The 12,469-nt window shown below is 40.2% G+C and carries 13 protein-coding genes; 7 read left to right on the forward strand and 6 right to left on the reverse strand.

Annotated elements, in window-relative coordinates:
- Position 1: 1 nt before the first annotated feature.
- Positions 2-580 (reverse strand): YdeI family protein, encoded by a 579-nt coding sequence (locus ACEW8U_RS18025; protein WP_373523449.1) that lies wholly within the window; start codon positions 578-580, stop codon positions 2-4.
- A 98-nt stretch (positions 581-678) separates the two neighbouring features.
- Positions 679-1,548: an NmrA family NAD(P)-binding protein gene (locus tag ACEW8U_RS18030; RefSeq protein ID WP_373523450.1), complete on the reverse strand. Its 870-nt coding sequence runs from the start codon at positions 1,546-1,548 to the stop codon at positions 679-681.
- A 65-nt stretch (positions 1,549-1,613) separates the two neighbouring features.
- Here ACEW8U_RS18030 and ACEW8U_RS18035 point away from each other — a divergent pair, with 65 nt between their 5' ends.
- The 7 genes from ACEW8U_RS18035 (at position 1,614) to ACEW8U_RS18065 (ending at position 7,535) form a co-directional block, all read left to right on the forward strand.
- A complete protein-coding gene (locus ACEW8U_RS18035) occupies positions 1,614-2,105 on the forward strand; it encodes an ABC transporter permease (RefSeq protein WP_373523451.1) in 492 nt (163 codons plus the stop codon).
- A gap of 253 nt (positions 2,106-2,358) precedes the next feature.
- Positions 2,359-3,042, forward strand: coding sequence for a glycosyltransferase family 2 protein (locus tag ACEW8U_RS18040; RefSeq protein ID WP_373523452.1), 684 nt, complete (start codon positions 2,359-2,361; stop codon positions 3,040-3,042).
- A 666-nt stretch (positions 3,043-3,708) separates the two neighbouring features.
- On the forward strand, positions 3,709-4,038 hold the full coding sequence (locus ACEW8U_RS18045) for an ArsR/SmtB family transcription factor (protein WP_373523453.1): 330 nt from the start codon (positions 3,709-3,711) through the stop codon (positions 4,036-4,038).
- A gap of 185 nt (positions 4,039-4,223) precedes the next feature.
- Positions 4,224-4,766, forward strand: coding sequence for a DUF6428 family protein (locus tag ACEW8U_RS18050; RefSeq protein ID WP_373523454.1), 543 nt, complete (start codon positions 4,224-4,226; stop codon positions 4,764-4,766).
- Between the two features lie 216 nt (positions 4,767-4,982).
- Positions 4,983-6,014, forward strand: a complete 1,032-nt coding sequence (gene arsB, locus ACEW8U_RS18055) for an ACR3 family arsenite efflux transporter (protein ID WP_373523455.1) — start codon at positions 4,983-4,985, stop codon at positions 6,012-6,014.
- Positions 6,015-6,327: 313 nt separating this feature from the next.
- Entirely contained in the window at positions 6,328-6,723 is a 396-nt protein-coding gene (locus ACEW8U_RS18060) for a DUF2846 domain-containing protein (protein ID WP_373523456.1), read from the forward strand.
- 230 nt (positions 6,724-6,953) lie between these two features.
- Positions 6,954-7,535 carry a hypothetical protein gene (locus ACEW8U_RS18065; protein ID WP_373523457.1) on the forward strand — a complete coding sequence of 194 codons (582 nt, stop codon included), beginning with the start codon at positions 6,954-6,956 and terminating at the stop codon, positions 7,533-7,535.
- 156 nt (positions 7,536-7,691) lie between these two features.
- Here the strand turns inward: ACEW8U_RS18065 and ACEW8U_RS18070 are convergent, their stop codons facing one another.
- From ACEW8U_RS18070 to ACEW8U_RS18085, 4 genes are all read right to left on the reverse strand, one after another.
- On the reverse strand, positions 7,692-8,660 hold the full coding sequence (locus tag ACEW8U_RS18070) for a DUF4249 domain-containing protein (protein WP_373523458.1): 969 nt from the start codon (positions 8,658-8,660) through the stop codon (positions 7,692-7,694).
- On the reverse strand, positions 8,644-11,085 hold the full coding sequence (locus ACEW8U_RS18075; RefSeq protein ID WP_373523459.1) for a carboxypeptidase-like regulatory domain-containing protein: 2,442 nt from the start codon (positions 11,083-11,085) through the stop codon (positions 8,644-8,646). Before ACEW8U_RS18075 ends, ACEW8U_RS18070 begins: the two co-directional genes overlap by 17 nt.
- Positions 11,086-11,252: 167 nt before the next feature.
- Entirely contained in the window at positions 11,253-12,221 is a 969-nt protein-coding gene (locus tag ACEW8U_RS18080) for a FecR family protein (protein WP_373523460.1), read from the reverse strand.
- 52 nt (positions 12,222-12,273) lie between these two features.
- Positions 12,274-12,469, reverse strand: a 196-nt coding sequence (locus ACEW8U_RS18085) for a sigma-70 family RNA polymerase sigma factor (RefSeq protein WP_373523461.1), incomplete at its 5' end; no start/stop codon positions are given.

Consider the following 12,469-nt stretch of genomic DNA (forward strand, 5'->3'; position numbering starts at 1 on the left):
ATCAACTCCCCTTCAATTTTTGTCCCTTTGAAGCAAGGGCTGCAATTTGTTCAATTCTAGAATTTCTAGTTTTTTCAGTTTTAGCCAATTTAATGTACCGCAATACAAACCTTTTGCTGGAATCATTGATGGCATAGAAAAACTTAGTTGCGCCATCATATTTCTGCAGTGCTTTTTGCAGGTCTTCAGGTACAACCAACTTGTCTACATCGTCCATAAAATCCCATAAGCCAGCCTGTTTAGAAAGCTCAATGGATCGAAATCCTGCTTCCTGCATTTTCCCTTCTTCAATTAATTTAGCCGCACGGTCCTTGTAGGTCTTTGCCCAATGTTCTACCTTTCGACGAGAAATCAACTGCATAGTTCTATGCTCGTCTAACTTTCTTCGAATTCCATCTATCCAGCCAAAACAGAGCAGTTCATCCAAGACCTCTGAAGTAGAAACGTATTTTTCCGGTTCACTTTTTTTATAAGTGACCAACCAAACACTTTGGCTTTGGTTGTGATTATTTTCCAGCCAAGTTCTTAACTCTTGACTTGATTTTACTTCAACTTTTTGGAAGTTTTCTGTTTTGACCATTTAATTGATACTATAAGCATTAAAAAGTTCCCTCTATAATATCTCATTTCTGTATTTAATTGTTTTGAAGGAGAGTACAGTAAGTAACGTTTATCGAATTATTTCAACCAAACAGCTTTCTCTTTCTCCACAAACTCCTTAAAGGTGTTCGGTGGCCTCCCCAATAACTTTTCTACCCAATCAGAAGTAGGAGATGTTTTTTGAAATCGGGGCAAATAATGTAGCATGATCATAACCAAGATAAATGGAGTGGCCATACCTTCCTTCCTTTTTTGTAAGAAAAAGGAAAGCAAGTTGGGGGAAACAAAATCAATTTTTCGACCGATTCCCCTGCTCAACATATTACACATTTTACTGAAATCCATTTGTTCAGCATTGGTCAGGTCATATGCCTTGTTTTTGTGTTCCGAGGGATTAATCAAAACTTTTGCAGCCACTTCTCCTACATCTCTTACGTCTATCAGATTGAATTTGGCTTTTCCAGCAGGAAGGAAAACCCTGTTTTTTTCAATAATATCTTTTCTCAGAGTAGTAGTAAAATTCTGCATAAAATAAGACGGGCGTAAAAAAGTGAAAGCCAAACCAGATTGTTCGATAAGCTTTTCGATCTTATGATGGGGGATAATGCTACTCTTTTCTACCCCTTGTACAGAGAGGAATACGATATGTTGTACCCCAACCGCTGTTGCAGCGTCGATAAGCGGTTGAAAATGATTTTTTACATCAGAGATATGGGGAGGCCTTAGCAAAAAAAGTACGTCTATGTTTTTTAGGTAAGTTTGGAAGTCAGATGTTTTATCAAAATCAAATTCCCTTCGCTGAATATTGGGAAATTGGTCTAATCCAATTTCCTTTTTTTTCACATCTCTCAGCCCAGCATATACCTGATATGGATGGTCTGTAGCTTCAATCGCCTTGATCACCTCAATACCCACATTACCTGTGGCACCTGATATCAATATTTTCATTTTTTGTCTTTTATAAGAACTCACCATTACTAAATGGTAAAATATTACATTTGGATAAAACAATTATGGGACTATCTTATATCCGCTTTGAAAACAGTTATGAAGGCTTTCACAATAATTCAGAGCAAATTTATAGGCTTGTTCGAACCTACAGATCCCAAGATTACTGTGTTATCGGTTTTCCAGCTTGGTCAAGCTCATCATCGGAAGAACAACAGCGTCAGGTCGAATCTCTGAAATCCTCACCTGGAGTCACGGATATTACCCAATTCATCACTTCCCCTTATTCGGAATTTATAAGGGCAGATGAAAAGCAAATTCCATCTAACGGTATCTTAAGCACAAATACGCCATCGGGATTTGTAAACATGTTTACTTGGGATCCATTATTGGGTTATCTTGAAAGCTTTGGTTCCGGAAATAATAAAGTCTTGTTAACCGCCTCTTTGGCAGAAAGATTGTTTGGCAGAGGATTTCAATCTCAAGATGCTTTGGTTGGAATCGTTTCTCATAAGGCTGCTCTTGAAAATCCTGCGCAAAGTCTAAAAACCGAATAAACAGGAGATTTATCTAGAATAGGTGCCAAGTCTTATCCCCTTATTAAATATGATTAAGCCTTTCAAATAAATATTATTTACTCATTTATTAGTGAAACAAAAATCTGAATGGCTTTGAATATTAGATAGATTTTGAATTAGCTCATTAAAATTACCGAAACACTGATTTTTTTCTTTTTCCTCCAAAATCTGTAAAAAATAGCAGTTATTGCAGGAAATTTGTAAATCCTTGCAGGTAGAAATAGCATAAATAATGCCTAGAGTGAAAGTTAGTGTATTGATGGCGGTTTTTAACACTCCGATTGATTTGGTATTGAGAGCCATCGATTCAGTATTGAATCAGGAGTTTCAAGACTTTGAACTCTTGGTAATTGACGATGGAAGCACAGTGGATTTGAGTCTGGATCTTTTGCGCTATTGTTCAATTAATCCAGATAAAATCAGCTATATCAGAAGCAAAAATAAGGGACAATCTTATGCAATCAACCGTGCTGTGCATTTTGCCAAAGGTGAATTTATTACCATTATCGATGCCGATGATGAATACAAATCTAACCATCTATCATCCTGTATTCAAGAAATGGAGCATGCTGATCTCATTTCCTCACTCACCGAGACAGTAGTGTCAAGCAATGAAGATTACTATGTGGCAGATAAGTATGATCTTCACAAAAATATTCATGTGGATGACTGCATACTTTTTGCAACTCTTTTTGGCAAAAGAGAGGTTTTTAGAAGCATCCGTTTCGAGAATCGATATTCCGCAGACTCCATATTTTATGAGCGCGCATCCAAAAAATTCAAAGTCAAAAAATCCCAAAAACGTACTTATATCTATTATAGAAATATCGCTACCAGCATCACTGCAATTCAAAAGCAAAGTAGGAATTATTATGATCATTTACCGAAAACAGGAAGCTTTATAAAAAAGGATTGACAAATTATTATTTGATCACATTATAGCCGAAACTCATTCCCAAGAACGGTTGGAAATCACTACCGGTGATATTGACGGAAAGATTCAGTTGAGTTCTCCCAAGTAAAGCCCCAAGCCTGTACCCTAGACCTAAATTGGTTATCCATGCTTCAGTATCTTCCCAATTTCCCGCCGTTCGGGAGGTAATAATATACCGTTGATGGGTATGGATGTTGATGCTAAGCCCGGAATAGAGTTGATAAGCCCCCCTTTTTTTCCAATTTTTTGGTTACCCAATCTTTTATCCATAAAGAAATAATTGTTGATCAGAAAATTAGATCCCTCCCGGCAACTTGGCATATTTGGATATCTTGGATGTACTTGCGTACATCCACCCGGCAGAAGTAAAACTCCAATTTGGAATAGATTTTTATATATCGTAATATTGCGATGTAATACTAAGCAAAATAAGGCTTTGCGAATTATAATTGAAATAAACCTGTGGTGAAATATATTGAAACCTGAAAGCCTTCAGACTGGTAGGCCTTCAGCGAAATATTGTTGAAATATGGGTCCTGATATAATTTGCTCAAAATATTTCCACCATATTTCACGAAGGATATTTCAACCTTTATTTCTAAGATCAAATATCTAGATTCTCGCATCTAATATCTAACTGTCTTAAAAATGGGCGTAACCAAAACTGACCTCTTCACCGAAAAACAAAACGAACTGGCCAAAGTAGCCAAGGTTTTTGCCCATCCGGCACGTGTAGCCATTCTGGAATTTCTTATCCAATCCAATTCCTGCATCAATGGAGATTTGGTACAGGAACTGGGTTTGGCGCAGGCGACTATTTCACAACATCTTCGTGAACTGAAAGATATCGGTATTATCAAAGGCAGTATAGAAGGAGTCTCAGTCAACTATTGTATAGACCCCATCCGTTGGGCAGAAATACAAAATCTGTTTCAGGATCTCTTTTCTGGTTTTCCGAAGATTCGGGGCTGCTGCTAAAGGAGATGCAAGACATTAGACGCAAGATACAAGACTTGGATACTTGTCAGTTTGATGTTTTGGTTTTTAAAAATGAATTTAAAACTTAAAAGAAAGGTCTTGTTGAATTTCAATCTTTCAGATAAGTCTTTACCTAAAATTAGTGAAGTCTAGCGTCTTATGTCTAGCGTTTAAATTCTCAAATAATGAAAACTAAAGAATTTACCCAAACCCTTCAAGAAAACCCTGAAAAGGCACTTTTCTTTGAATATCAGACCGGTCAGTATGTTAGAACCGATTACCATATCACTGAGATCAAAAATGTCAACTTTGATACGGTGGACTGTGGAGGCATCAGGAACCAATGGTCTGAAGTACATGTGCAATTGTGGGAGAATGAAATTCCTGAACCAGACCATGCCGTGGATACTTCCAAAGCTATGAAGATCTTTGATGTGGTCCACCGTGTCAGGGAAACTTATCCCGATTCAGAAATTAAGTTTGAATACGGCAATTCCATCTTCCCAACCGCGGTTTTACCTGTTCACCAAATTAAGGACACAGGTAATGCGCTCATCGTACAATTGGTTGCAGACCAAACAACCTGCAAAGCCAAAGACCGCGCTACTACTCCTGAGGAAAAAGCTGCTGCCTGCTGTGGACCGGTAAGCGAAAAACCAAAAATCAGGGTATCCTTAGCCTCCCTTCAGGCGGCCGAGAGTTGTGAACCCGGATCGGGCTGTTGTTAGTCAATGTACCAAGAACAAAGTACAATGTACCATGTGTGGTGCCTTCTTGATACTTCGTACTTGGTACATGGTATAAAAGAAAACCATCATGAATCTATACCCTCCACTCCAAACCCAATATCCAATAATATCATGTAGCAAATATCCATCAATATCGGCCTATTAATGAATAGATGTAACAATCAAAAAATTACAATTAATAACCAATAATACCCCATGTCCACAAAAAAGAAACAAATCGCCTTTTTCGAAAGATACCTGACTTTATGGGTAGGCCTATGTATTGCAGGAGGGGTTTTGATCGGGCATTTGGCGGGAGATAGTATGGCTATTTTGGCCAGCATGGAAATCTATAATGTCAATATTCCCATCGCTATCTTGATTTGGTTGATGATTTATCCCATGATGCTGCAGATAGATTTCAGCAGTATCAAAGGAGTGGGGAAAGCGCCCAAGGGACTGATTCTCACTTTGGTGGTCAATTGGCTGATTAAGCCTTTTACGATGGCATTCTTTGCCTGGGTTTTCTTTGACCAACTTTATGCGGCCTATATAGATCCGTCATTAGCGGGAGAATACATTGCGGGAGCTATCCTGCTTGGCGTAGCGCCTTGTACGGCGATGGTTTTTGTATGGTCTTACCTCACAGATGGTGATCCAAACTATACCTTAGTGCAGGTTTCGGTCAATGACTTGATCATTCTTGTGGCATTTGTTCCTTTGGTGGGACTTTTGTTGGGGATTACTGATGTGACCATTCCTTACGAAACTTTGGTTTCTTCAGTGGTCATATTTGTGGTGATCCCCTTGGTTGCAGGAGTGATTACCAATAAATCCCTAATTCGTAAAAAAGGAGAAGTCTGGTTTAAAACCGAATTCCTGCCAAAATTCAAACCTGTCAGTATCATTGCGTTATTACTTACCTTGGTATTGTTGTTTGCTTTCCAAGGGCCCAATATCCTGAACAATCCATTGATTATTGTATTGATCGCCATTCCCCTTATTATTCAAACCTATTTTATTTTCTTTTTGGCCTGGTTTGGAGGCCGGAAACTCAAATTGGCGCATCCTATCTGCGCTCCAGCAGCCATGATAGGAGCGAGTAATTTCTTTGAGTTGGCAGTGGCTGTGGCAATAGCCTTGTTTGGACTCGATAGTCCTGCGGCTCTTGTGACCGTAGTCGGTGTATTGGTAGAAGTTCCTGTGATGCTGAGCTTGGTTGCTTTGGCGAATAAGTGGAAGTATTAGGAGGGATTTTTTTGAGTTAATTTTTATTTAAAATAGAACTAAATAGATGGTTCAAATAAAAACATGATCCAAGCTTTTATAGGAATCAAAAGGTTTAAAATCAAGAAATTTCACTTTTACATTTTTCTTTATTTCTGGCTCATTTTTTTCTTTTTCACGCAAACTTTAACCCTTCCATTTCCCTAAAAAAATCAGAAGTAAAGCTGTTGATTTTGGCTTGATAAAAATATTTTTTATTTAACAAAAAATTAACAAAATGGCTATTGCGAATGATTTGCTTTCTATCTAAATTTCGATAAAACATTCTTAGTTTATGAAGAAAATCCTCTACTTATTTTTCTTGATTTTTGCAGTTCAATTTCAAATTCAGGCTCAAAGTGAAAAAGCAACGGTTTATTTGTTAAGACCTGATGGACTTGATGATTTTGTCCCTTACTACACCTATTTCAATCAAAAATTAATAAGCAAGTTGGGCGAAGGAAAGTATTCTACTCATCAAATTGATCCTGGCTTCTACGAAATTCATACCCAATACAGAGGAAAAATTAAGCCAGACCCTGAAACAGTTCTTTCACTAAACCTTGATGCTGGCCAAACTTATTATATTACCCTAACGACAAAAACAAAGGCCTTTGGAAAAGGGAAGTTTTATTGTATTCAAGTATCCGAAATAGAAGGGAAAGAATTGATAGGGTCTTCTGGAAAATAAAGAATGTCTATAAAAAAGGTCTACCTAAATAGGTCGAATAAATCCTTTTGCTTGATCACTAAAACATTGTAGTCCTCAAATAGAACCTCTTAATTTATTGCCACAAATAGCAAAGAAACAGCCCTTTTTGCTTATTCACCAAAAAAAACTTCCTGCCATAAAAAATTAACGCACCCTATTTCCTAAAATCAATTGAAATCTTCAAATTTTGATAACCTTAAAAAAATCATATGAAAAAAATAATTCTTGCTTTGAGCTTCTGTCTTTTTTTTACTAATACGCTTGTTTTCTCACAAGAGGCTGAGAAAGCGGTTAGCGCCAAATTGCTTTTCGAAGGGGGCTTCGAGTTTGGTGGTGATGAAATATTACAAGTATTCTTTTCCAATGGTGGTGATCAAACGATGCGGGCTGGGCAGGGCATCAACCTTGGCCTTGGGGGAGAATTTCAGTTTGCCAACGTAAAGCAGTTTATGGTTCGCTCTGCCATAAGTTTAAAGTGGACTCCCACAGCAGCAGATGATGCAAACATTATGTTTTTGAGGTTCCCCGTCCACTTGACTCCGTTTTGGAAAATAAATGATGACTTCAGGTTTGGAGTTGGTATTACTACCCATTTGAACCCTAAATTGAGAGGTGATGGTTTTTTTCCTGATGTGTCTTATACAAGTAATACAAATCCACGCTTTGAATTTGGATACAAATGGGCTGCCTTGACTTATACACCCATGAAATACAAGGATCAGGAGGGAGAAGTGTTCTCTGGAAATTCAATCGGTATTTCTTTTTCGGGCACACTACCTAATAGGAGATAGCTCAAAGGAATATATTCTTCCTTAAATATACACTATTCATCCAGCCTTTAACCAACCACTGTTGTGGTACTGATTAACGTCTATCCCATAACCAAAATTGGTGAATATCAGGTTCTAGGTTTGTGTGAATAGTGTGTTTTTGATCAATGATCTTACCTATTTCAAATCCAACCATCCTGATTTTCGGGATGTGAAGGCAGAAAAGTTACCCAAGCCACCCTGCACATTGTTAGGAATCCTAATTGAAGTAACGAACGGGTAGTCACCATAATATTTTTGCTGTATTACAGCGACATAATAGTCATAGTAGCTTTTGCTGATGGTCCGTATTTCTGCACTTAATTCAAATGGAGTATCGGGTAAGAAGATAACCGACAAATATTCCAACACGATGATTCGCTTGTTGCTTTTTGATCCAAATACGTTGGGATTATACATAATACCTGAATTTAGTCCTCCTTCGAAGGCCACGCCATTATTATCGACATTTAACAATCCTTCATTGTCCAACACCACCTTGACTTGTTGAACGTCGTCAAATCCCTTTGTCCTGACAAAAAACAGCAAATGGAAGTAATTTTTTTCATCCAAAAGCTCTAAATCCACTTCTACAGTGATTAGGCCATTGGCCCTGTTGATGGATAGGATTCGGAATGTGGGTGCCTCGGCTGCATTCTCAGGGACCCGATCCGTGGCTTCCACAGCCGGATATCCGGGAGCATTGACTTTGAGCGAATAGGATTTACCTGCCTCAGGTACTGACTCAAATGCATAAAAGGCCCTGAAAGCAAAGTAATTGGGGTACTTTTTCTCAATATCCGGGAAGCCCACAGTGAAAGTTGCTGAAGGCTGGAACGTACCTTCTTCCAACTTCCTGTCTCCTTCCCAAAGTTCTACTCTGGCATCTGGAATATTCTGCAAGGCTAACATGGTAGTGGTAAATGGGATGTTATTGGTCACGGATATCAACAATGGTACATCGGGGCTGATATGACCATTGACTACCAATTTCTTTTGGAAATCAATGATTTCAATTGGTGACGGAGACTCAGATAGGCAGGAACAGGTCGCATAAAGCAAAGCTAGCGCTGCTAAATTTCGGATGACATTAGAAGAATATTCCATAAGAAAAACCAGGGATAAGTGGAAATAAGGGATTGTCTATGAGTTGAATGGATCCATCAGATGCTGATCCAGGATCTTGGGATAGGAAGAAGGTGTTTTGTCGGTTATATAGATTGTACACACTGAAGGAAAAGCGGTGCCCTCCCCATGTGGTGGTTTTTTCGTAATTGGCAGAAATATCCAATCGGTGATAGGGCTTGAAGCGATAGGCATTTCGGGTTCTGTACTCGACTAAATCTGCAATGTTTCCTATCCTATCGCCTGGGATCACTAAATTTTCAACAAAGGTCGAAACAGGTAATGTCACCGCCCTGCCTGTCAAGTAAATCCAAGTGGTACTGAGATTCCATCGTTTACCAACTTGCTGATTGATCAAGGCTGAAAAATCATGTCTTCTATCGAAAATGAACGGGAACTGTTCACCGTTATTGATCTCTTGGAAAATCCGGTCCGATTTTGACCAAGTATAGGATATCCAACCCTGTGTTTTCCCCACCTGCTTTTGAAGCATCATTTCCACCCCTTTGGCTAATCCATCTCCGCTAGTTACCTTCTCACTTATACTTCCCGTATTCAGAAAAAATGTCACCCCATCTTTGAAATCCAAGAGGCCTTCCATTTTCTTATGGAAGCCTTCTACCGTAAAATCAACCCCTCTGGAAAACGTTTTGGTATACCCCAAAGACCACTGATTGGCATTTTGTGGGCCTATCTCCGGACTGGACCCCAGCCAAAGATCGGTTGGCAGCCCAATACCGCTGTTGGTCAGCAGGTGGAGGTATTGGGTCATTTTTGCATACCCTCCCTTGATGGCGTTCGACGCATTGATTGCCCATCTAAAGGAAGCCCTGGGCTGAATGGAAGGATAACTTACCCCACCCGACCAAAAATTACTGGCATGGACACCTACATTCACGCCCAACTGTCGGTTTATCGTAATCTCGTCCTCCACAAAAACAAACCCTTCCCATGCGTTATTCTCTTCCCTTAAGCTGGAAGAGTCCTCCTCCCGCTGATTGTTTCGGGTAATGGAGAAGTTGGACTGAAACTGATTTACAAATCGATGTCTGAGTAAAAGTCCGCCAAATTTCACAAAATGCGTTGGGTTTGGGAAATAGCTGAAATCAATTTTTCCCCCATAATCCCGGATGGAGGACAGCTGGTCCGAAAAGTCTACACTGAATATCCGTTCGCTCCCCGATCTGATTTCTACATAATTATCCGAAACGCTATTCAACTGATACCTGCTTGTAAAGAGATTGACATTGGAAAACAGGGTTGGTTGAAAGACGTGGTTCCATCGCAGAGAAGCGACCTGATTGCCCCAACCAAGTTTGACATCTTGTTCACTTTCTACCGTGGAGTTTCCGAAGGAGCTTATTCTTAGCGTATTGTCATTATAGCGGTCATTTCCCTGATAAATGCTCAGGTAGATCCGGTCCTTGGCAGAAAAGGTATAGTTGACCTTGGCATTGATATCGTTGAAGGAATAATTGCTTTGGCCTCCATTGGCACCATTTTCTATTTTTTGCCTTCTGGTAACAGGAACCAAAATGGGATCCAAAAAGCTTCTCCGCGCCGAAACCATAAAGGTCATTTTCTCCCCCGTCATCGGTCCTTCCAAAAAGAACTTCGAGGCAAAGGTGCTGAGTCCGACATTTCCTGAAATCCTTTCCTTACTACCTTCCTTCATACTGATATCTAAGACAGAGGAAAGCCTTCCTCCATATCGAGCCGGAAAAGCTCCTTTGGTCAAATCCATGTTTTGGATCGCATCGGCATTGAATACCGAGAGGAAGCCAAAAAGATGGGAGACATTGTACATAGGCACCCCGTCCAAGAGGATCAAATTTTGATCCTGAGAACCACCACGAACATTGAATCCTGCAGTGCCTTCGGTACCAAACTGTACGCCAGGAAGCAGTTGAAGAATCCGTAGCGGGTCGACCTCTCCGCCGATTGCAGGCAGCTTTCGGACCAAGGCCATATTTACCTTGAAGGTACTTATCTGAATTTCCTCCACCTTGTCTTCCACCGAGACTACAGAAACCTCGTCCAATAGCACATTGGCAATTTGAAGCTGAAAATCCCTCGAAATGTCTTGGAATAAAGCAACCTCCTCGGTCAGGGTTTGGAAACCTACATAGGAAATCCTAAGCGAATATGTCCCTGATGGAAGGGAAAGGGCAAAGTACCCATATTCATTGGTGTTAATTCCGATTCCTGTGCCCAAAACCTGAATGTTGGCACCGATGAGCTTTTCTCCATCGCCTTGATTGGTCACATAGCCGCTGAGGATTTTTCTTGAGGATGCGGCGGGTGACAATAAAATAAGATTCCCCTGAATCTTATATTCCAATTGTAGGGCAGCTGTCCAAAAAGCAAGGACTTCCTCGAGTTTAGCCTGCTCAAAATTTAGGGCCATAACCTTTCCTTTTGGGAGGATTTGGCTTTGGTAGACAAACCGAAATGGAGTCTTTTGCTCAATACTTTCAATCAGTTGCTCGGAAGAATATTGTCCATTCAAACTTATACGTTCTTGAGCTTTGGCCCAAAAAGACAAAAAACAGAGAGCGAAAATCAAGAAAAACCTTACCATAACTCAGCTCCTGTTTCACAATTTCCACCTTTCAATACAACACTTGATTTGGAAGATTGATGTAGTTCGCTTCCAAAGGTCGTGGCTACCGCCTGCACCATCTCATCGGGAGTCAATCCTGCAAACTTGGCCGTGAGTCCGCAGCTCGTCAAAGAAGATGCCGAGACCTTTACCTCAATACCAAAATTATACTGCATGTCAGAGGCAAACTGAGACAATGGCGCATTGTCATACTTCAGTTCACCTTTCCACCAAGCGAGGTCATTGTCACTTTTCTCCTTTTCTAGGAACTGATCGCCCAAAATGGTTAGTGACATGTCCTTTGTCAGGATACTGCTTTGACCTGAAGGGACTCCAAATTCCACTTTACCGGAGAAAACAGAGACGGAAGCTTCGTCAGGTTGAGTCGATTGGACCAAAAAGGATGTTCCCAATACTTTGACAAAATGTGATTCGGTTTGGACCAAAAATGGCTTTTGCTCATTTCTTTTTACTTCAAAAAATGCATCGCCCTCCAAAATCACCGTTCGCTCCTCATTCACATAGGTCTTGGAAACTTTCAATTCTGCCCCCTCTTTCAGTACTACCCGGGAACTGTCGGAAAGCCAAATCTCCATGGGCCCGTTTCCCGCGATGTAATGTTCCTGCTTGAATGAAACCGAAAGCCAAACGGATACAGAAATCGTCAGAATGACAGCCGATGCAGCAGCATATTTGAAAAAGGCAGGAATAGTATAAGTCTTCTTTTCCCCGATTTCTGCTTCAATTCCTGACCAAATCCTTTCCCGGTCAGGCAGAGGAATCCTGGAGGCCAACTTGGCGGATTTTTGCCAGAGCATTTGGTAGCTATCCCATTTCTGAAGATTCTCAGGGCTTTTGTCCAGCCATTCATTCAAATCCTGAATATCATCCTGACTCGGACTTTCTAGCCATCTTGCCAATTGTTCGTCTGTAGGTTCCATTGGTTTCCTCTTTCCCTATAAGTCGGGAAGTGGCTTCAAAACCCCCATCCTGTTACTGAAAAATTTGCAGCAATCCGAAAAATAGTTGTGGAAGGAGGTTTTTTCTTAAAATTTTGAGGGCTTTACCGATTTGGTTTTCTACCGTTTTTGGGCTGATATCCAGAGTTTTGGCTATCTCGGCATAGCTCATTTGCTCATACCGACTGAGCTTGAATATCGTTTGGCAACGATCGGGAAGTAAATCGATC

The sequence above is a fragment of the Aquiflexum sp. genome (assembly GCF_041751335.1).
In the GTDB taxonomy this organism is placed as follows: Bacteria; Bacteroidota; Bacteroidia; order Cytophagales; family Cyclobacteriaceae; genus Aquiflexum.